Genomic DNA, 20,991 nt, shown 5'->3' with positions numbered 1-20,991 from the left:
AAAATTTACATACACAAAATCTAGTGAAAGGGTGTTGATATGTGGATAAACCCTGTTGATAAGGTGTGCTTATCTTTGGGATAGCGTGTGTATAAAATTTTCAATGAAACATCCAGGCACATGATGATCTTCTGCACTTTTCAACAAAACTTCTGAAAACTAGTTGGTTTTTTCACCCAGATTGTGACAAACCTCTCTTTTTTCTCGGGATATGATAGGAGCAGTTGTTTTGCTAGAGCTGCTAGATTCTAAGAAAAGCGGAGGGATGTTCAGTGAAGAAATTAAAAAGCTGGTTGAGCGTATGGTTTGGTTTCATGATGAATGTGCTTGTGAACCCTGGTGTGATGATGAAGAATCAAGGGTTTCAGGCGGCCGCGGCGGATGCCGGATTCTTTCAAGTAGTGAAAGAGAGAGAGCTGGAGAAGCTGGCAGAAGAACATAAGAAGAAACGCAGGGCAGAGAAGCGGTTTACACAAAGTCTGATGATGCTTGAAGAGAAGACGATGCGAGAGGCGCGTGCTGGTCCGCTCTTACCTTTACAGAAAAAGTGAAACAGGGTAAAATCCCACTTAAGAAATGTTATCTGCTGGGAGAGGATACCCCTTGAAGATATATAAAATATTGAATAACAACGCAGTGGTTGTGAAGGAGGGCGATCAGGAGAAAATTGTGATGGGACCCGGAATTGCTTTTCAGAAGGGGAAAAATGACGTCGTTCCTCTTCAAAAAATAGAGAAAATCTTTGTTGTGCGTGAAGAAAATGAGAAATTCAAACAAATTCTTGCCACATTGCCAGAAGCGCATATTGAGGTGGCAGAGCATATCATCAGTTATGCAGAGGGGAAACTCATGATGCCGCTCAGTGATCACATTCACATATCACTGACTGATCATTTGTCCTTCGCCATTGAACGCCTTCAAAAAGGCATTGTGCTATATAATAAATTGCTTGGTGAGATCAAAGTCTTATATAAGCAGGAATATGAGATTGGAAAGTATGCCATTCGTTATGTAAAGGAGCGGCTTGGGGTTGAACTGCCGGACGATGAGGCAGGATATGTGGCACTTCATATTCATACGGCCAAAATGAATACGGAGTCCATGAAAAAGACCGTGAAATATACAACGATGATTAAAGAAATGATCGAGCATATTGAAAGCTATTTTCAGCATTCAATTGATGAGGATAGTATTTCCTATCAGCGGCTTGTGACACATTTGAGGTATGCATTAGGCAGGTTGGAATCGAATGAGGCATTTCAAATCATGGACGAAGACATGCTGATTTTTATCCAAACAAAGTATGATACGGCGTACCGGTGTGCACTTGGACTCGCTGATTTGTTAAAAGATGAATATGGACTTCATCTCCCTGAATCGGAGATCGGCTACATCACGCTGCATGTCCAGCGTCTGCAGGAAGCCGAATTGGTTTAAAATGATCGTGCCTGCATGCAGGCTTTTTTTTATGCACACTACTCTTATTAGTGTATATGGGTCATTGGATTTGAAAAAAGAGGTTGACGCATGTCACAGTCTTATACTATGATGAAAGCGTCATCAAAAATTGATATCGCGGGATTGTGACTGTCAGGCAGGCAAGACCTAAAATTTGCGTAACGAGGGGACGTGTATGTCCTTTACTCGTTGGTGAATTTTAGGTCTTTTTTGCTTTAAAAAAGGAGGAGACATCATGGATTATCAAAAAACAGCCAAAGAATTAACGAAACTGTTAGGCGGCAAAGAAAATGTCATTAGTGCTACGCATTGTGCAACAAGACTTAGATTGGTAGTGAAAAATGAGGATTTGATTGACAAAGAGGCCATTGAAGAACTTGAAGGTGTGAAAGGGGCCTTCTCAAGTTCAGGGCAATTTCAAGTCATTTTTGGAACGGGATCTGTCAACAAAGTGTATGAACCATTTGCTCGTGAGACTGGTCTTGAGACAGGCGACGAGAATCAAAAGCCTGTCAGCCATGATGAAGCAGTGAAACAAAAAATGAATCCACTTGCGCGTTTTGCAAAGACGTTATCGAATATTTTTGTACCGATCATTCCAGCAATTGTGGCAAGCGGTTTGTTAATGGGTCTCTTAGGCATGATGAAAGCCTTCAAATGGGCTGATCCAAGCTCAGCGATCTTCCAAATGCTTGATATGTTCTCAAGTGCAGCCTTTATCATTTTACCGATTTTAATTGGGGTCAGTGCAGCGAAAGAGTTTGGCGGAAATCCGTATTTAGGGGCTGTCATTGGGGGAATTATGATTCACCCGAATCTGCTTAATCCGTGGGGATTGACGGAAGCAAAACCAGAGTATATGCATTTATTCAATGTTGATATTGCTCTTCTTGGTTACCAAGGGACGGTCATTCCAGTGTTATTGACCGTATATATCATGTGCCTTGTTGAGAAGAATTTAAGAAAAGTGGTTCCGAACAGTATTGATTTACTTGTGACCCCATTTGTGACCGTGATTGTCACTGGATTTGTGACGTTTATTGCAGTTGGACCGCTTGGAAGAATGCTTGGTACAGGAATTTCGAGTGCACTGACATTTATTTATGACCATGCAGGATTCTTAGCAGGACTCATTTTCGGCGGTGCTTACTCTTTAATTGTGCTCACAGGGGTTCATCATAGCTTCCATGCGATTGAGGCAGGATTGCTGAATGATATTGGGCGTAACTATTTGCTGCCGATCTGGGCAATGTCCAATGTCGCGCAAGGCGGAGCAGGATTGGCTGTCTTTTTCTTAGCCAAGCGTGCAAAGACAAAAGAAATTGCCCTTCCTGCTGCCTTCTCTGCTTTTTTAGGAATTACTGAGCCTGTCATATTTGGTGTAAACCTTCGCTATCGTCAACCATTTATTGCGGCGATGATCGGAGGCGCATTGGGCGGGGCATTTGTCGTTTTCACGAAGGTAGCAGCCAATGCCTATGGTTTAACAGGCATACCGATGATTGCGATTGCAGCACCATTCGGTCTTCAGAATGTGGTCAATTATGTGATTGGTATGTTAATCGCTGTTGCTGTTTCATTTATTCTCACTATCATTTTTAAAGTAAAAGAAGTCGAAAAATAATCAAGGAGTGGTCACAGTCATGACAACAACTGACGCAGCACTTCGTCAAAAGATAGCAGACCGTATTCGAAACTATGAGCATTTGGTCAAAAAGGATGTGTACCGGCAGCATTTTCATTTGATGCCGCCAGTCGGTCTTTTAAATGATCCGAATGGGCTGATTCAGTGGAAAGGAATTTACCACGTTTTTTATCAGTGGCAGCCATTCAAAACGGGGCATGGTGCAAAATTCTGGGGGCATTATACATCGACAGATCTAGTCAATTGGCAGCACGAGGAAGCCGCTCTTGCCCCAAGTGATTGGTTTGATCAAAACGGCTGTTATTCTGGCAGTGCATTTATAGACGATGGGCAGATGCATGTGATGTACACTGGAAACGTTCGGGATGAACAAGGGAACCGTGAGACGTATCAATGTTTAGCTGTTTCGGAAGATGGTATTCACTTTGAGAAAAAAGGTGTCGTGGCAACGCTCCCTGAAGGGTTCACAGCCCATTTTCGAGATCCGAAGGTATGGAAGCGAAATGGCCAGTGGTACATGGTTCTTGGTGCACAAAGCTTAGACCTGAAAGGACACCTTGTCTTATTTACCTCTGATACGTTAGATAATTGGACGTTTCAAGGCACGATTGCAGGCAGCGGAAAGAATGGTTTAGACAATTTCGGCTATATGTGGGAATGTCCAGATCTGTTTGAATTAGACGGCCGGGATGTATTGATCGTGTCACCACAAGGACTAGAGCCAGATGGCTTAAAATATCACAATACACATCAATCAGGCTATTTTGTTGGCACATTGGATGATCACTCGTATCAATATACACACGGAGCGTTTGAGGAACTGGACCGTGGCTTTGACTTCTATGCGCAGCAAACCTTTCTAGACGAATCAGGCAGACGACTTTTAATCGGGTGGATGGGGGTGCCTGATCAAGGAGAAGAGCATCATCCGACAATTTCTTATCAATGGATACACTGCCTCACGATCCCGAGAGAACTCCGTTTAGATGAGGACGGACATCTGATTCAAAAACCAGTAAGTGAACTTCAATCCATGCGGACCAATGAACAAGAGCATGTTTTTCATATTAAACGTTCTGTTCATTCCATCCCTGTAGAGGATATTACGAGCGCAGAGGTATTCATTGATCAAATTGACACACAAAAAGGGTTTGAATGCTGTATCCGTGCAGCTGCACGCATCATCTATGATAAAGAGGAAGGGAAGCTGACATTAGAGCGGGATCGATTTGAAGATCGATCAAAGGAAGTTCGTGAAGCACTTATAGAGGAATTACACGACCTTCATATCTTTATCGACTCATCGTCAATTGAGATTTTTGTAAACGGAGGCCGAGAAGTTTTTACTGCACGTTACTTTCCTTCCCCGGGAAATAAATCGATCTCCATCAGTGGAAGAAATGAAACAAAGCTGAAACTGAAGACTTGGCATTTACAAAGAGAAGCAAATCGTTGATCCTTATCCTACAAGTGATGATCAGTATGACGTGAAATTGAAAGTAACAGAAACAGCAAGGCATATAAAAAAGGGCGCTTCAGCACCGTCTGCACGATTGATAGAGAAGGTGCCGATGTAAAATTACATTTCTCTATCAGATAATCGAGGTGCGGGATATTGGGTACCCCAATACCGCATCCTCGTTTTTTTTGTTAAATACCCCGCCCGTTCCGGCTAAAGTACCTTGTCCAAATTTTTAACTTCAATCATATCAGCCCGTTTAAATAGTTCTGCTTCTGATTGATCAGTTTTAAAAACTAACCCCGCCTTCCTCAAGATTAATCGATGTTTTGACATTATTAGCTGCTTCAGCCAAAGAAAGTCTTGCATCTTATTCCACTGATCATAAGTGGAATTTTTATTTTCATTGGTTTTTTTGCTTTTGGACCAATGGCAACCACGACATCTGCATCCCTCGCCATTAATTCCATTATATTTTCTTGATAACTATCAGTTAAAACGATTTTTTCCATTTGCTTCACTGTTCGTTTTACTTTATCATGCTGTTCTTTATAAAAAAGGTTTACTTTATTAATTATGAGTGATAACATACATTTAAATTATTTGTAATGAATATTACTTTTATATAAAATAAAGTAATTTTTATTACATAGGATAAAACATGTGATGAGGGGTGCTCTGTCTCTAAAATGAAAGTTGTCGTAGATAGGGGTTACGTCATTCATTTCATTTTTGAAAGCGCTGTCTTAATGGTGTATGGCTGGCAGTAAACAGATTAAAAATTCTACTTAGTTGATTGTTTCCACTATCCAAAAAGAAGAGGGATGTATGTTGGTCAGTGATTTAGCAGCAGTGGTTGGATGTTATCAAGGCATGTAAAAAAGTTACTTTTGCAAACAATGATAATCTATTAAATCAATAGTAAGTTAAGGGGTGTATTTGCATGGGAGTATGGAATTTTAAAGGCGGTTCTATTTGGTCAGAAAAGGGGTTCATTCCAAATCAGTCTACAAGCATAACAGTTACTCATGAGGATGATAGGGATATTCATTTATCTGAATCTAGCGTAATTGTACCAGGACTAGTCGATTTTCATTGTCATGTATGGGCACCTGGAGCAGAGATTGGTGTAACAGATAAACAATATCTTTCCTCAGGAGTAACTACAGTTGGGGACGCAGGTACTTTTGGCTATGACGGATGGGAGGAAGCGAATCGTTATTGGGAAAAAAGCCCGTTAACAGTACGTTCTTGGTTATCAGCCTTACCAGAAGGGCTAACCAATCACCCGAACCCTAACCCAACCAAGCCAGAAAGTATTTCGTTGGATCGTATTGTTGAAGTTGCATCTTTAGCTGATGATAGTTTATTAGGAATTAAGATTCGCTTAGGCCAGGTGGACAAAACGACTGACAGGTCTTTATTACGCTTAGCAAGAGAAGCAGCCGATCGAACTGATTTACGAATGATGGTTCATTTAACTGAAACTCAACTAGATATTGAAGAGGTAACACAATATTTTAATAAAGGGGACATTCTCACTCATCCATTTCAAGGAAGGGATGGAAACGTGCTGAATACTGCCGGGAAGGTAAAAAAAGAATTTCTAGCTGCAGTAGAAAGAGGAATAGTATTAGATATCGGTCACGGTAGAAAACACTTTAATTGGAATGTTTTTTATAAATGCTTAGCTGAGGGAATTAAACCAGATACGATCAGTACAGATTTAACAAGCGCGTCATGGAGAAAATACCCTGTTTATAACATGAGCTACATCATTTCTAAAATGATTGTAGGTGGACTGTCTCTTGATGAAGCTTTTAGAGCAGTTCTGGTAACAGCTCCTAAATTGTTAGGAATTGACGATTTTACTTTTACTCCAAATCACCTTGTGGTTCTAAATTCTACTTCTACTGAGACTGCCTTTCCCGATGTAGATGGAGAAACGGTGTTCGGTAACATTCATTATCAACCGAAACATGTAATATTTAACGGTAAACCAGACATTGAGATCAATTTCAGTTAAAAATAAACGTTTTTGACACGATGAAAGAAAGTTTCCATTTTGTTCGCTGTCTTGAGGAAACAACAGAAGAGTAAATGGAGATACTCTTACACATCTTACAGAACCGTAAGAGTATCTCTTTATTTTCAAATGAATGTAAGCGTTATCAAAATTTCTTTTTATTATTTTAAAAGGAGGAATTTGAATGGAGAATTCTCAATTGAATTTCGAAAAGAAGACGATTCGAAAGGTGACACGAAGAATTATCCCGTTACTATTTTTACTCTATATAATTTCTTATCTAGACAGGGCAAATGTGGGATATGCTGCATTGGAAATGAACGAAGCATTAGGACTAACAAGTAAAATGTTTGGTCTTGTGACAGGTATTTTTTTTATTGGTTATTTTCTCTTTGAAGTACCAAGTAATATTTTAATGCAAAAATTTGGGGCAAGAGTTTGGATTACTAGGATTCTCTTTACTTGGGGAATTATTTCTATGGCAACTGGGTTTGCTCAGAATGCTACCCAGCTTTATGTTATTCGATTCCTTCTTGGAATAGCAGAAGCAGGTCTATTTCCTGGCATTATTCTATACCTTACTTATTGGTTCCGAGCTAAAGAAAGAGCAAGTACAATTGCGATGTTTATGACAGCAATCGCAGTTTCTTATATTATTGGAGCTCCCGTTTCTACCTTAATTATTGATCATATTCATTGGATGAATGTACCTGGATGGCGTTGGATGTTTATTATCGAAGGCGCCCCTGCTGTTATTTTAGGGTTTGTTACATATTTCTATTTAACAGATCGGCCAGAACAAGCAAAGTGGTTAACAGCTGAAGAAAAAAATTGGTTGATGTCAGAATTAAGAAAGGACGAGGAGCTAAGAGAAAAGAAAGGCCGACAAGCCTCTAGTCATAAGACGGCCTTGACTGATCCTAAACTGTGGTACCTCGCCTTAATTTACTTTGTATATACTGCAGGTACACTGGGCGTTGGTTATTGGATGCCCCAAATTATTAAAGGATTATCTAGCTATTTATCAAACACCCAGATCGGCTTCATTGCTACAATCCCTTACATTATTGCTTCAATCGTCATGAATTACTGGTCAAGACGCTCAGATCGCACTGGTGAAAGACGTATACACACAGCTTTACCGTTACTCGTAGCTGGTTTAACGTTACTCAGTGTAGGAATGGTGGCCAATCCATTTATTGCAATGATTTTCATCACCATTTCATTGGCAGCCATGTATTGTTTTAAAGGTCCTTTTTGGTCATTACCCACTATGATATTGAGTCCAGCCACAGTAGCTGTTGGAATTGCAGTCATTAATTCAATTGGAAGTCTAGGAGGTTTTGTTGGCCCTTATGCAGTTGGATGGCTAAAAGATGCTACAGGAAAAATGCAGGCCGGTTTGATTTTCTTAAGTATGATTTTAATAATCGCTTTTATTTTAGTATTAGCTATGAAATTTGAGCAAAAAAGAACTATCTTAAAGAGTCAGAAGGAAATAGGGGAAATCCGGCTTGAAAAATAACTTCTCTACAATCTGAGCAGATCAATGATCTGCTTTTTTCTAGTGAGATCAGCCTGTATCTTAAAGCCTATAACGTGTATATACAAGGTTGGCCTAAAGCGGTTTGATGACGTTTTACGCATATGATAACAGGTGGAAATATGGTATCATTTTAAAATATATACAGCTGAGGCTGACGTTTATCCAAATGCGGTAGGACAAAAAAGGGGTTGTTTACTTGAATTCAAAACAGCAGCCGACGACTAGAAAACGCTTGGAGACAATGGCAGATCATGTTGAAGATAAACGTGAAGAATATAAAGAATTGCTCATTCAAGTTCAATCTATTCTCGGTGAACCTTCTTTGGAGCAGGAAGAAGTAAAAGAGAAGCTGTCAGATACGTATAAACAAATGAAAGAATATGCTTTATTTGTTGAATCCATTGAAGCCTTTATTCGAAAAATGGCGAAAGAGTCCGATCAGCAAAAATAGGCATTCATGTATGGATAAAAGAGTGTACCTGCGTGCGGGTACGCTTTTTTATATTCTGACTGATCATTCAGAAATTTAAATGAAAGCGTTGACATTTCTTTTGTCATGATACAAAATAAATAAAAATTCATCTGAGCATATACAGGAGGAACGATATGAACCATACAACCAAGAAATGCTTGATCACCTTTACGATTGTCCTATTTTCTATGAGTTTTCTTTTTCCTTCCGTTTCTTCTGCCCGAAATCATACGTCGTATGCTGCATCAATTGCTTCAGTCCCATCTGGTCAATATTATCGTTCACAAGAGTTAGCTCTGCATTCTCACGTTCAAAAAGCTTCTCTTTATTACACAACAGATGGCAGCCAGCCGACAACTCAAAGTCAGTTATACAAAAAGCCCATTCATATCGAAACTGATACGACTTTAAAAGTAAGCGTTTACAAGAAAAACCGCCGCCTTTCCACGTCTACGTACAATTATCGCTTTGTCACACGAGAAGACATTGCATCATCTTTTTTATCTTTCGAATACCAAGGAATGCCTTATCGGCTGTATATTCCAAAAAACCATAAAAGGGGTAAAGCCTATCCTCTCGTCCTATTCTTACATGGAGGCGGGGAGAGGGGAACAGACAATCAAAAGCAGTTACTTGCGAATGATGGTGCAGCTTTATGGGCTTCCCCTGAAGTCCAAAAGAAACATCCTTCGTACGTACTTGCACCTCAGGCGCGAAATGCTGTCGATGGAGGCTTTGCATTAACAAGAAATTCGCAAAATGAAATCGATCTGACGAACGTGTTTCAATTTTCACCAGATTTACACAAAGCTTATGATGTCCTTCAGCATGTGTTAACTTCTTATCAGATTGATCAGAAAAGAATTTATGCGACGGGTTTATCACAAGGTGGATTTGGCACGTACCAGTTGAACATCACATATCCTCGTTTGTTTGCAGCAATGATTCCTATTGCGGGGGGAGCAGATCCAAGCAAGGCAGGAATTTTAGCAAACAAGCCAATATGGGCATTTCATGCAGAAGATGATTCCATTATCCCTATCAGCTATGCGAGAAATACAATTCAAGCTATTCAAAAAGCTGGCGGCCAGCCGCTTTATACGGAGTATGCAAGTAGGTATGGATATGACCATGCATCATGGACGCCTGCTTATGAGACGCCAGGCTTAACAGATTGGCTGTTTGCACAGAGACGAAGCTTTCGATAAACAAAAACCGATTCACCTCCTAACAAGGCGAATCGGTTTTTTCTGTTTTATTTGTCAAAACGATGAGCAGAATGTTTTGTCGGTCCAATGTATTCGTTTAGCTGGAAAGAGCCTTTAATGGCAGCCGTGATGAATTCTTTTGCTGCATAAATGGCTTCTTTCACGTCTGATCCATTCGCTAGTTCAGCTGTGACTGCTGCTGAGAATGTGCAGCCTGCGCCGTGTGTGTATTCTGTGTCGATTTTATCTGTTTCAAGGCGTTCGAAGGTTTGTCCATCATAAAGTAAATCGATGGCTTTGTCTTCGCTGAGCTTACCGCCTCCAGTGATAACCACATACTTTGCACCAAGTTCGTGAATGCGTTTTGCTGCTTCTTCCATTTGTTCGATCGTTTTGATCTCGCCGATTCCGCTTAATTGACCTGCTTCGAAAAGATTAGGTGTGATAACGGTTGCGAGTGGCGTGAGCTTTTCACGCAGTGCTTCCGCGTGCTCTGGGTAAAGGACTTCGTTTGCACCCTTACAAACCATGACAGGATCAATGACGACATTTTTAAGGTCATATGTTTTGATGGTGTCAGCTGCAAGCTCGATCACGTCGACGGTAGGAAGCATACCCGTTTTCAGTGCATCTACACCAATGCCTTCTACAATAGTAGAGAGCTGCGCGCGAATTGTCGCCGTATCAATTGGAAACACCTGATGATCCCAATGATTATGTGGGTCCATTGCAACGACAACGGTTAAAGCTGTCATCCCGTAGACGTTTTTTTCTTGAAACGTTTTTAAATCTGCTTGGATACCTGCACCGCCGCTTGAATCCGAACCTGCGATGGTGAGTGCTTTATTCATAGACATAGTTGCTGAACCTCCAATGTGATGTGTAACAGTTATTGTTCTATCCCTTATTATAATCAGCTTTTCCATTTATCACAATGAAACGGCATAAAAAAGCGTTCCTCTCTTGGGGAACGCCTCTCTTTCTTACCTTTTACAAATCACCAATTTCCCTTTTTTCAGCTCGTCTAAAAGGGTTAAGGCTAACTCTTGATCGGCCCCAGTTGACATCATTTTGGCCATCAGTTCATCATCCCGGGTGCGAATGACATTGGCGACTTGATCCAAAATTCCTTGATCGACCGCTGTCATGCTTTTGGCGTCTGTATGCTCTGTTACGGTATCAGAGCGTTCTGGGTCGTAGGCAAAAACAAAAACAGCGTCCTTTGATGATCCCGATGAATGAATGTGGTCAATGGTCTGTTTTGCTTCTTTACTATTCTCCACCGTGATATATTCCATCATCATCACTCCTTTTCATCAAAAATTCCCATTTTCCCATCAAATCAAACCGCCTTTTATATCATGAGAAGAAAGTCAATTTATGTTTTAATGGAAAAAGACGAATCTATTAAAGGAGTAAGCTGCATATGAAGATTTCCTTATTAATTGTGACACATAACCGGCTCAGCGCACTGTGTGAGCTGCTTGAATCCATTACAAGACAAACCGTACAGCCTTTTGAAATTGTTGTCGTCAATGATGCAGGAGAGCGAGTCGACATCATTCGGGAACTTTACCCTGAGCTTCCGATCCGCTTGATTCATTTAGATGAGAATGTCCAGCATGTAAATGCCAGAAATGTGGGGGTGCGGGAGCTGACAGGCGACGTCATCATGCTGAGTGACGACGATGATTACTTCACACCCTGTCATATCGAACGCATGAGCAAGGCGCTGGAGGATGCCGATTTTGTCTTTTCTGATGCAGAAATTGTATCGTTTGAAGAAAAAGGCGCGACCCGTTTTCCGCTGTCGAGACGTTTGTTTGCTTATTCAGCAGATATTGAGGATATGCGTGTCTTTTCTACATATGTTCCTTCGGGCAGTATGTACAAACGCTGTATACACGATGAGATTGGCTATTTTGATCCAGCGATGCATCATTATTGGGACTGGGACTTCTTTTTGCGTGTATCACAGCATGCCCGAGTGAAACGAGTGCCAGCTGCGAGCGTGATCTATGCGTTTTTTGACGGCGGTGGAAATCAGTCTAGTGATCTTGGTGAAACAAGGAAAAACTACTTAGATGATTTAAGTGAAAAGCATGAACTGGGCGACCTGCCGACAGCGAACTTTGCGATATTATTAGAAGAACCAGCGATGAAAAAAAGAGAATCAGAGAGTGAGATTGTGTGGGATGGAAAACCGATGATCTCCAGACTAGCGCAGCAAGTAGAAGGAGGAAAACCACAATGAAGCCATTTTTAAATGATAGCTGGTGGGCTGTGATGAAAAGTGAATTTGAACAGCCGTATTATCAGGAATTACGTGAATGGATGAAGGAAGAATATCGCACGCAGACCGTTTTTCCAAAACCAGATGACGTGTATCGTGCTCTTCATTTGACGTCATATGAAAAGGTCAAAGTGGTGATTTTAGGACAAGACCCTTATCATGGCCCAGGGCAGGCACATGGATTAAGCTTTTCTGTTCAGCCGGGCGTCAAACATCCGCCATCTTTGAGAAATATTTTTCAGGAGCTAAAGGATGATCTTGGCTGTCCTGTTCCAAACCACGGCTCACTTGTCAGCTGGGCAGAGCAGGGTGTGCTGCTTTTAAACACTGTGCTGACTGTGAGAAAGGGCGAGGCGAATTCTCATAAAGGCAAGGGCTGGGAACGTGTGACAGACCGCGTGATTGATGTGCTGAATCAGCGTGAACAGCCCGTCGTTTTTGTGTTATGGGGAAGACATGCTCAAAACAAGAAAGAACGCATTGATCAAAACAAGCATTTTATCATTGAGTCACCTCATCCAAGTCCTTTTTCTGCAAGAAACGGCTTTTTTGGCAGCCGGCCGTTTTCAAAGGTAAACGCGTATTTAAAGCAAATGGGGATTGAAGAAATCCATTGGTGTATCAAGGATATTGAATGAAAATAGGACGAGGGGAGAGACCCTTCGTCCTGTTTATTTTAAAAATTTACGAACCAAGTCGAGTCCGTTTTTCGCATTTGGATAACGGAAGGAAAAATCGAAGCGATTGGTTTGCCGCAGGACACTTTTTTCATGCGTAAAAGTAAAGAAGCTGTCCTTCCCGTGATATCGCCCCATGCCGCTTTCGCCGACGCCTCCGAATGGCAGGTAAGGTGTAGCGACATGCATAAGCGTGTCATTGATACATCCTCCGCCAAATGAGAGGTTGTCTAGAATATAGGTTTCTGTTTCTTTATTTGTTGTAAATAAGTAAAGCGCAAGCGGCTTTGGCCTTGCTTTGATCATATGAACTGTCTCATGCAGAGATTCAAAGGTCATGACAGGCAGAATCGGTCCGAAAATTTCCTCCTGCATGACGGGATCTTCCCATGTGATGTGGTCTAAAATGGTCGGAGCGATTTTGAGCTCCTGTTCATTGCGCTGTCCACCTGTGACGATCGTTCCATTTGAGAGAAATTGTGTAAGCCTGTCAAAATGACGCTGGCTGACATTTTTTCCAAAGTGCGGATGCGTTTCGGGATGTTCACCATAAAAGTCACGGATACAGGCCGTCATTTCTCGCAAAAGTTCCTCTTTGATGGATTCATGAACGAGCAAATAGTCTGGTGCAATGCAGGTTTGCCCTGCATTGGTGAATTTTCCAAAGGTGATCCGCTTCGCTGCTAATTTGATGTCGGCATCAGGCATGACGATGCTGGGACTTTTTCCGCCAAGCTCAAGTGTGACAGGGGTCAAATGTTTTGCGGCGGCTTCCATGACGACTTTGCCAACTGCCACACTTCCAGTAAAGAAGATATAATCAAAGGGCAGTTTCAGCAGTTCTGTACTGACTTCAACACCGCCCTCTACGACAGCCGCATGGTCTTCTTGAAATACACGTTTGATGATAGTGCTGATCACTTGTGAGACTGCCGGCGTCAGCTCAGACGGCTTTAAAATCACGGCATTTCCCGCAGAAATCGCACCGACTAATGGAGAAAGGGCCAATTGGAAAGGATAGTTCCAAGGAGCAATGATGAGCACACTTCCATAGGGTTCCTTGATGATCATGCTTTTTGATCCGATATGAGTCAGCGGTGTTTTCACGCGAGTTGGCTTCGCCCATTTGTGAAGGTGCTTGAGGGTATGATTGATTTCTTCATACACTATCCCGACCTCTGTTGTATAGGCTTCCTGTTCGGATTTATGTAAATCATGGGCTAAGGCCTGTAAAATATCCTTTTCATGCTGTTTAATTGCTGCTTTTAAGTCTTGAAGAATGCGGATGCGTTCTTGAACCGCTGGCTTCTGAAAGACTTTTTGTTTCTGAAATAGAGCAGTGAGCTTGTCCATTATTCAATCCTTTCATAGACGATGTTGTTTCTTTTATTATGTGTGAATGAAGATGACGGGTCAAATAAGAGAGTCGTGAGCGCACTGCTTTGAAAAAATGAACCCATTTGGTTTGTTCATTTGGTAAAATAATGTTGAAAAGAGATTTTTTTAGATTGGAGGGTCTACCCTTGAATATTCATATATCAAGCCTGCTTCAAAAAATGGAGGAAGCGGTTCAAAAAGCAAAACAAAGTGGGAATGATGAAGAGGTGAAACGTCAAGTGGCGGCCATTTCTTCACTATGTGATGTCATTCTCGACGCACCATCACAGGTGCAAATGCCGCAGTCGCCGGTCATTTCACCACCTTCATCGATACATACACCATCAGCACCATCTGTGTCTGCAGATCAAGCCATGCTGGAGAAACTCATGGGCACAAGTGGTGCGAAGAAATTTCAGCAAAATGATGAGGGTCAAAAAGAGAAGGACGGGAACGGCGACTCTATTTTTGATTTTTAATGGTCTTGTCACGACAAAGGGAAGGTGATCGGTTTGAAACTATTTTTGGGCGCCATTCAGTGGATGGCATTTTTTATCGCAGCTTCTATTGCCGTACCAATTGCGATTGCACAAGCATTTGAATTGAATCAAGTGCAATCGGCGGAGCTGATTCAAAGTACTTTCTTTTCACTTGGTCTTGTGGCAATGGTGCAGTGTTTATGCGGCCATATGCTGCCGATTAATGAAAGTCCAGCAGGGCTTTGGTGGGGTGTGTATACCCTTTATGCCGGCATGACAGGTACAATCTTTGCGACGTATCCTGAAACCCTGCAAGCATTACAAGGGGCTTTAATTTTTAGTGCTGTTTTCTTTTTTATTTTTAGTCTATTTAAAATCATCAATTGGCTCGCGTCTTTATTTACGCCAGTCGTCACAGGCATTTACCTGCTGCTGCTTGTTGTGCAGCTAAGTCAGCCAATTATGAAAGGGCTGATGGGCATCGGTTATCGGGGAAATCAAGTAGACGGGCTTGTCTTTTGCTTATCGATCTTGATTATTATCCTCACCTTCATGATCAGCCGCTCAAAATGGCATTATTTAAGACAGTTTTCTGTGTTATTCGCACTTGCAGGCGGATGGCTGTTATTCGCTCTACTCGGATTGGCGAAGCCGGTTCGAATTCCAGAACAAATCATCGAGTTTCCGAAGCTGTTTCCATTCGGTATGCCGGTCTTTGACAGTGGATTGCTTGTCACGTCCTTTTTTATAACGATTTTACTCATTGTGAACATGCTGGCAAGTATTCGAATTGTGGAAAGCTCAGTGAAGGCATTTGGTGATCTGCGTGAGCGGAAAAGAGCACGTCCTGCTGGTTTTGTCGCTGCATTTGGTCATTTATTAAGCGGGCTGATCGGGGCGATTGCGCCTGTACCTATTTCGGGGGCAGCCGGATTTATCCAGACAACCAAAATTCCTTCGAGAAAGCCTTTTTTCATAGGAAGTCTGCTTGTTGTTCTCATTAGTTTGTTTCCCCTGCTCATGAGCTTTTTCTCTGCATTGCCATCACCTGTGGGGCTTGCTGTAAACTTTGTGGTCTTCTCTTCTATGATTGGGATTGCGATGTCGGAGTTTGATCAGTATGAGAAAGAAGAAATTCCGCGCATTCGCTTTGTTCTTGGTATTGCTGTTTTAGCAGGCGTAGGGGCGATGTTTGTGCCTCAGGGGGCCTTGAAAGGGATGCATCCTGTGCTCATTTCATTATTAAGCAACGGTCTTGTTCTAGGCACACTCATTGCGATCGTGGTCGACCAAGTCTTGTTACGAAAGAAAAAGAAATCCGACAATCTCGTGTCAACGTAAAGGGAAAGTTGAATGTCGCCCTTCACCCGCGCTATGATAAATATAATTGACGAGATAAGGAGAATGACGAATGAAACTATTTTTCATTTTAGGTGCCATTAACGCCATGCTTGCTGTTGGACTTGGAGCCTTCGGTGCGCACGGTCTAGAAGGGAAAATCCCTGAAAAATATATAGAAATATGGAATAAAGGTGTTCAATATCAGATGTTCCATGCGATAGGACTATTTATTGTCGCCTTTCTTGCAGATAAGCTATCAGGTGTTTCCCTAGTTCCAACCGCTGGCTGGGTGATGCTTGCAGGCATCCTTTTCTTCTCAGGAAGCCTTTATGTGCTGGCATTGACGCAGGTGAAGATTCTAGGTGCCATTACTCCTATTGGGGGAGTAGCATTTATCGCCTCTTGGATCATGCTTGTCATTGCAGCAGCAAAAAATTTATAAGCCAATAAACCGATGCTCTCATAGGGGCATCGGTTTTTTTCTTAACTCCAGTAAGGGGTATAGTTGGGCGGTGCTTGATAATATGGGACGTAGTGAGATGGAGGGACAGGATGCGTTTGAGACTCTTCCTCCCGGTGGCAAAATGGTCCGATAAACACACTTGGTTTCACAGGCTTTATCGCCTGCTTCCACTGTGTTTCGTTCATGCAATAAGTATGGGCCATGATGTGAGAAGGGGTGAGGGTGAGAAGGTCTGAGCCTAGGATCACTTCAGGTGTAGATGCGTTAAAAATAGCTAACAAATGAGTTCTGTCTTGGAGAGCGACTTCATAGTGCCACCAGCCTTGAGGCACGTTTGCCACCTGTCCAGGTGTGATGGTGTAGGTGTGCAGTTTTTTTGTAAATGGATTCAGCATCGATACGGCAGCAGAACCGGCTATACAATAAACAAGCTCTGCGGCATTTTGATGATAATGAGGCTCTACGACTTTGCTTTTACTCAAATATATATCCAGCAGGGACACTTGATCCAACGAGTTTAATTGTTTTTTTCCTAACACATTAATCAGGTTATGCTGATCGAATTTCACAAGGGGGCTTTGATTCAGATCGTATGAAAATTTGACATTTGGTGATGTATAATCCAGCTCAACAGTCATTGATGTCACCTCTAGGCTTTTGATAAAAACTACTAGGCATTTTATGAGCAGCGCCCTAGAGGTGTGACAAAAACCTAGACAAAAGAAAAAAGCAAGGGCACCTGAGCCTTGCTTTTGCCATGCTTGACGTTATCTCGGAGAATATGTTGACATCGAATAAGGATAATCATATTGAATTTCTCCATCAAACGTAATGTAATCAAGATAGATTGTTAATAGTAAGTATCGTGTTCCTGTCTTATTATCACTAATGATAATGTGGTCACGCCCTGCAGCTTCTATGACGCCTCTAAAAATCTTCGAATTCCATTCCTTGCTCGCCTCAAACGTCATATAAATCGTGGCTACCTTGCCGCGGTTCAATCGTAAAATATTTTCAATATAGGACTGCTCAATAGGCAGCTGCCCGGTAACATTCTGCTGATAAACCGGTCCAGAAGGAATTTGATAGGGCTGACCGCCGCCCTGCGTTCCTTGGCCTCCTTGTGAAGTACCGGTAGACGGCATTGGTGAAAACCCCTGCTGCATTTGACCCTGCGTTTGGGGAGGGACTGAATAACCCATCTGCTGCGCAGGATACGGATTTGCTCCAAATTGTTGCTGGCGAAAATCTTGACCTTCGAAACCCGAACCTTGCCCAAATTGATTTTTCAATTTCATAACGTTCCTCCTCTTTCCTCATGGTGTTCTAAACAGAAGGCGCTAAAGCACCTGTTGTTTCCATAGCATTCTTTCTCTCTTTCACACTATGAGACAGGAGGGGAGAATATGTACATTGAACGAAAAAAAGGAACTGCTATGCAATTCCTCAGCGTGAAGACAATCCCTCGTATTCTATCGGTACTCGTCCTGTTTACATGATCCAGTTTATAGCGTGCTGAATATCAAATAAAAGTGTCATGATGAGAAAAAACGCGGCGAGTGGTGTAATCACAATGATGAAGGCTTGCCATAATCTGAGCTTCATCACAGCGACAATGCCTAAAACAGCCATTCCCAATATCCACGTCTTAGCATATGCTTCCGTAAGAGGTAAAAGATCGAGATAATACCATACTTCATAATGCTGATCTAAATATGGTGAGATTTTAACAAACGTATACGGACCTAGCATCCCAACAGTGAAAATCCAAGTAAGTGAAAATAAAGCAGAAGGGAAAAAGACCGTCAGTGTGCAGGCTTTGAGTATATCTCGATACGCCGTTTGACAGCCGAAAAAGAGACGTCCTAACCACTTGATGATGAGGACACCGAAAAATAGAATTATATTGCCTGCCAAAATACCATATCCCGCTCCTTGTAACAGAATAAAAGGGAATGGAATATGATTGCCCATATACTCGCTAAAATACCCTTCATAGATCCAGCCCGTACCGGCGATACTTGCAAGGAGCATCATCAGCCAAATGGGAATATTGGAATGTTGATATGAGCGAATAATCGTTTTTGTCGCGACGAAAATTTTAAAAAATCGAAAAAATCCTTTTACTTCCTCTTCTTGGGAGTGATCATTCTTCATAGCTTCCAATGTTCTTTACCCCTTTAATACACACAAATGATTACTTATATTACCAAAAAGTTCGCATTTTTCAAAGATAGATCAATAAAAAAATACAATTTTATAAAAAATAGGTCACTCTACAGTCTCTTTAAGAGGAGACACATATGATAAACATAGTTTGAAAGAGACCGAGGTGAAAACTTTGACAAAAGTAACTGTCATTATGACGAGCTACAACAAGGCGGCTTACGTCGGCAGATCGATTGAAGCGGTCCTGCAGCAGACGCTGTCAGACTTTGAACTTTTTATCATGGATGATGGATCAAACGAAAAAACCCTTGCTGCTATTGAACCGTTTCGCAAAGATCCCCGCGTTCATTTTATCCAAAGCGGTGTCAAAACGCTGGAAGAGAGAACAGCGAAAACTCGCTACGCCGTGCTGATTAATCAAGCATTAGAACTGGCAAAAGGGGAGTATATTTCCTATGCCACAGATGACAATGTCTACGCCCCGGACCGTTTAGAGAAGCTCACTCATTATCTAGATGCCCATCCAGGTAAGGATATTGTCTATTCTAGTTCTAAAGTGATCTATTTAAATAGCAAAAAAGAGCCAGTGAAGGAAACGATTCGGCCGGCGCAAACAGTGCAATGGAATGCCCCCTGCGCCATAGATCATTGCTCGGTCGTGCATCGTACATCCATTTTATCAAAAATTCATGAGGAATTTGGGTCTTACTGGGACGAGAGTCCGCATTTTTATCGAATAGGGGATGCCCGTTTCTTTTTCCGGTTAAATCATTTTTATCCGTTCTATCCCTTTGATGAAATATTAGATACAAATTACATTACAGAACAGTCCATTCATTATCAGCTGGCAGAAGAAGAGAAAAGTGCCTTTATTCAAGCACTTCCCGAGCAGTCCACCTGCTGGGAGCTTCGCAGTATATTAAAACAAAGACATGGGAGGTGACCTGAAGTGACGCACTATATTCATCATTATTGGCAGGTGTACTTTGAGTATGTGAATCTGATGAAGGATTTGTCCTACAAGCAAATTCCTCTTGGGTTGATCAGTAATTTTTATCAATATATCAGTCCTGAAGTGAGGGAACGCATGGAAGATGAGGCATTCGGTCAAGAACTGACAACCGCTTGTCCATTACCGGAAGAGATTCAGCCATTTTTTGATCAGCATAAACAGCAGATCAAGCGTATTGATTATCGTCCGGCGAATGGAAAGGTATTGCTTCACTTTGAACACCTGCGTTTTACGGAACAAAATTACACGCGGTTCCATCCAAACCAAACGGTGGTGCTCGCTCGCTGGAAGAAGGCGGATTATTACGGATTACCCGTGATCAGTAAGCCGGAATTAGCCGGAGAGGTTAATAAAGAAGCCCACGCTGAATATATTGAAAAAGCAAATGCTCTCCTTAAACCTTACGCTCACCACCCTGTCTTTGGCAATGTCTTTTTTAGAGAAAAACTGCGGAAGGACATTGTGCAATTTATTGATGTCATTGATCAGATAGAAATTCTATTTCAAATGCAGCCGATTGCAGCTGTTATTGTTGGAACGACAGAGGATGTCTACAGCCGCGTACTCGCTTTGCAAACAGTGAAACGCCAGCTTACGAGTATCTGTCTTCAGCATGGCGCGCTTATGGGAGACGAAGCCTTTTTACCTATTTTTACGACTTGCCATGGGGTGTTTGGAAAGTATGAAAAGGATTGGTATGTAGACAAAGGCTGTCAGCCGGAACAGGTGGAAATAACAGGTCATCCGAGGTTTGATTTGGTGAAGGAGCGAACGCCGCTTCAACAGGATCTCATTTTTCGTAAATTGAATTTCAGTCCGGCTAAAAAGACCGTGCTTGTGGCAACGCAGCCGTTTTCTGAAGCCTTTTATGGCGATGTTCTTAAAACGATCGCCAAACGGAAAGACCTTCAGCTGATCATGAAGCCGCATCCTTGGGAAATTGCTCGAAATCGATTAAATGACTATGTGTCTATTGAACGAGCGGGAAATCATGTGAAATTGATTAAAAAAGAAATTGATCTGTATGACCTGCTGCCATATGTGGATATCGTGATTACGCTCACATCCACAGTGGGTCTTGAAGCGATGCTTTTTGAAAAGAGTGTGCTGATCGGGAAAATGACAGAAGGCAGAAGATACCCATATTACGAGTCGCTTGGCAGCTATCATATGGAAAACCCTGTTGAACTAGCTGAGAAAGCCATTCGTATTTTGTCGGATGAACAAGAGATGAAACTGGCAAAGCAGCAAGGAGCACAGTTCATTAAACAACATTATCCGCATGCGCGATCTATCGATGTTCTGCTTTCTCTGCTCAAAACAAAAACTGGTGTGGATTTTCAGAGATGAAGATAGGGGTGTGCAA

At 41.9% G+C, this 20,991-nt stretch carries 22 protein-coding genes; 15 read left to right on the top strand and 7 right to left on the bottom strand.

The window, feature by feature from the left end:
• Window positions 1-272 precede the first annotated feature (272 nt).
• From NSS76_RS17925 to NSS76_RS17910, 4 genes are all read left to right on the top strand, one after another.
• Window positions 273-551 carry a hypothetical protein gene (locus NSS76_RS17925; RefSeq protein WP_024423829.1) on the top strand — a complete coding sequence of 93 codons (279 nt, stop codon included), beginning with the start codon at window positions 273-275 and terminating at the stop codon, window positions 549-551.
• Window positions 552-603: 52 nt separating this feature from the next.
• Entirely contained in the window at window positions 604-1,437 is an 834-nt protein-coding gene (locus tag NSS76_RS17920; RefSeq protein ID WP_024423828.1) for a PRD domain-containing protein, read from the top strand.
• Between the two features lie 256 nt (window positions 1,438-1,693).
• On the top strand, window positions 1,694-3,082 hold the full coding sequence (locus NSS76_RS17915; protein WP_133744423.1) for a sucrose-specific PTS transporter subunit IIBC: 1,389 nt from the start codon (window positions 1,694-1,696) through the stop codon (window positions 3,080-3,082).
• A 19-nt stretch (window positions 3,083-3,101) separates the two neighbouring features.
• Window positions 3,102-4,559, top strand: coding sequence for a sucrose-6-phosphate hydrolase (locus NSS76_RS17910; RefSeq protein WP_171464775.1), 1,458 nt, complete (start codon window positions 3,102-3,104; stop codon window positions 4,557-4,559).
• Window positions 4,560-4,909: 350 nt separating this feature from the next.
• On the opposite strand, the gene NSS76_RS17905 is transcribed toward NSS76_RS17910, so the two are convergent.
• Window positions 4,910-5,074 (bottom strand): hypothetical protein, encoded by a 165-nt coding sequence (locus tag NSS76_RS17905; RefSeq protein WP_341082566.1) that lies wholly within the window; start codon window positions 5,072-5,074, stop codon window positions 4,910-4,912.
• A gap of 431 nt (window positions 5,075-5,505) precedes the next feature.
• Here NSS76_RS17905 and NSS76_RS17900 point away from each other — a divergent pair, with 431 nt between their 5' ends.
• The 4 genes from NSS76_RS17900 (at window position 5,506) to NSS76_RS17885 (ending at window position 9,814) form a co-directional block, all read left to right on the top strand.
• On the top strand, window positions 5,506-6,588 hold the full coding sequence (locus NSS76_RS17900; RefSeq protein ID WP_341082565.1) for an amidohydrolase family protein: 1,083 nt from the start codon (window positions 5,506-5,508) through the stop codon (window positions 6,586-6,588).
• 184 nt (window positions 6,589-6,772) lie between these two features.
• Entirely contained in the window at window positions 6,773-8,113 is a 1,341-nt protein-coding gene (locus NSS76_RS17895; RefSeq protein ID WP_341082564.1) for an MFS transporter, read from the top strand.
• Window positions 8,114-8,330: 217 nt separating this feature from the next.
• On the top strand, window positions 8,331-8,585 hold the full coding sequence (locus NSS76_RS17890) for a hypothetical protein (RefSeq protein WP_024423823.1): 255 nt from the start codon (window positions 8,331-8,333) through the stop codon (window positions 8,583-8,585).
• Window positions 8,586-8,740: 155 nt separating this feature from the next.
• Complete coding sequence (locus NSS76_RS17885) at window positions 8,741-9,814, top strand: chitobiase/beta-hexosaminidase C-terminal domain-containing protein (protein WP_341082562.1); 1,074 nt, start codon at window positions 8,741-8,743, stop codon at window positions 9,812-9,814.
• 47 nt (window positions 9,815-9,861) lie between these two features.
• Here NSS76_RS17885 and NSS76_RS17880 read toward each other — a convergent pair whose 3' ends face one another.
• Both NSS76_RS17880 and NSS76_RS17875 read right to left on the bottom strand, forming a co-directional pair.
• Window positions 9,862-10,671: a bifunctional hydroxymethylpyrimidine kinase/phosphomethylpyrimidine kinase gene (locus tag NSS76_RS17880; RefSeq protein WP_024426411.1), complete on the bottom strand. Its 810-nt coding sequence runs from the start codon at window positions 10,669-10,671 to the stop codon at window positions 9,862-9,864.
• Between the two features lie 126 nt (window positions 10,672-10,797).
• Window positions 10,798-11,112, bottom strand: coding sequence for a general stress protein (locus NSS76_RS17875; protein WP_024423820.1), 315 nt, complete (start codon window positions 11,110-11,112; stop codon window positions 10,798-10,800).
• Between the two features lie 128 nt (window positions 11,113-11,240).
• Between NSS76_RS17875 and NSS76_RS17870 the strand changes: the two genes are divergently transcribed.
• Together NSS76_RS17870 and NSS76_RS17865 are read left to right on the top strand one after the other, a co-directional pair.
• Window positions 11,241-12,068 (top strand): glycosyltransferase family 2 protein, encoded by an 828-nt coding sequence (locus tag NSS76_RS17870; RefSeq protein WP_257802352.1) that lies wholly within the window; start codon window positions 11,241-11,243, stop codon window positions 12,066-12,068.
• On the top strand, window positions 12,065-12,745 hold the full coding sequence (locus tag NSS76_RS17865; protein WP_024423818.1) for a uracil-DNA glycosylase: 681 nt from the start codon (window positions 12,065-12,067) through the stop codon (window positions 12,743-12,745). The genes NSS76_RS17870 and NSS76_RS17865 overlap by 4 nt, the downstream gene beginning before the upstream one ends.
• A gap of 33 nt (window positions 12,746-12,778) precedes the next feature.
• On the opposite strand, the gene NSS76_RS17860 is transcribed toward NSS76_RS17865, so the two are convergent.
• On the bottom strand, window positions 12,779-14,137 hold the full coding sequence (locus NSS76_RS17860; protein ID WP_024423817.1) for an aldehyde dehydrogenase: 1,359 nt from the start codon (window positions 14,135-14,137) through the stop codon (window positions 12,779-12,781).
• 170 nt (window positions 14,138-14,307) lie between these two features.
• Here NSS76_RS17860 and NSS76_RS17855 point away from each other — a divergent pair, with 170 nt between their 5' ends.
• The 3 genes from NSS76_RS17855 (at window position 14,308) to NSS76_RS17845 (ending at window position 16,423) form a co-directional block, all read left to right on the top strand.
• On the top strand, window positions 14,308-14,640 hold the full coding sequence (locus NSS76_RS17855) for a YwdI family protein (protein ID WP_024423816.1): 333 nt from the start codon (window positions 14,308-14,310) through the stop codon (window positions 14,638-14,640).
• Between the two features lie 33 nt (window positions 14,641-14,673).
• Entirely contained in the window at window positions 14,674-15,981 is a 1,308-nt protein-coding gene (locus tag NSS76_RS17850; protein WP_024423815.1) for a purine/pyrimidine permease, read from the top strand.
• 70 nt (window positions 15,982-16,051) lie between these two features.
• Window positions 16,052-16,423: a DUF423 domain-containing protein gene (locus NSS76_RS17845; RefSeq protein ID WP_003215282.1), complete on the top strand. Its 372-nt coding sequence runs from the start codon at window positions 16,052-16,054 to the stop codon at window positions 16,421-16,423.
• 41 nt (window positions 16,424-16,464) lie between these two features.
• On the opposite strand, the gene NSS76_RS17840 is transcribed toward NSS76_RS17845, so the two are convergent.
• The 3 genes from NSS76_RS17840 to NSS76_RS17830 all read right to left on the bottom strand — a co-directional run bounded on the left by NSS76_RS17840 (window position 16,465) and on the right by NSS76_RS17830 (window position 18,610).
• Window positions 16,465-17,082, bottom strand: coding sequence for a cupin domain-containing protein (locus NSS76_RS17840; protein WP_024423814.1), 618 nt, complete (start codon window positions 17,080-17,082; stop codon window positions 16,465-16,467).
• Between the two features lie 129 nt (window positions 17,083-17,211).
• Window positions 17,212-17,742: a spore coat protein GerQ gene (gene gerQ, locus NSS76_RS17835; protein ID WP_044331032.1), complete on the bottom strand. Its 531-nt coding sequence runs from the start codon at window positions 17,740-17,742 to the stop codon at window positions 17,212-17,214.
• Window positions 17,743-17,935: 193 nt separating this feature from the next.
• Window positions 17,936-18,610, bottom strand: coding sequence for a YIP1 family protein (locus NSS76_RS17830; protein ID WP_335343539.1), 675 nt, complete (start codon window positions 18,608-18,610; stop codon window positions 17,936-17,938).
• 175 nt (window positions 18,611-18,785) lie between these two features.
• Between NSS76_RS17830 and NSS76_RS17825 the strand changes: the two genes are divergently transcribed.
• Entirely contained in the window at window positions 18,786-19,556 is a 771-nt protein-coding gene (locus NSS76_RS17825) for a glycosyltransferase family 2 protein (RefSeq protein WP_024423812.1), read from the top strand.
• A 6-nt stretch (window positions 19,557-19,562) separates the two neighbouring features.
• Complete coding sequence (locus NSS76_RS17820) at window positions 19,563-20,975, top strand: capsular polysaccharide export protein, LipB/KpsS family (protein ID WP_341082553.1); 1,413 nt, start codon at window positions 19,563-19,565, stop codon at window positions 20,973-20,975.
• The last annotated feature ends 16 nt before the right edge of the window (window positions 20,976-20,991 follow it).

This window comes from Bacillus sp. FSL R5-0654, from assembly GCF_038008745.1.
In the GTDB taxonomy this organism is placed as follows: Bacteria; Bacillota; Bacilli; order Bacillales; family Bacillaceae; genus Bacillus; species Bacillus safensis.
Note: the sequence above shows the minus strand (reverse complement) of the source record. Positions and strands in the feature narration are given on the sequence as shown.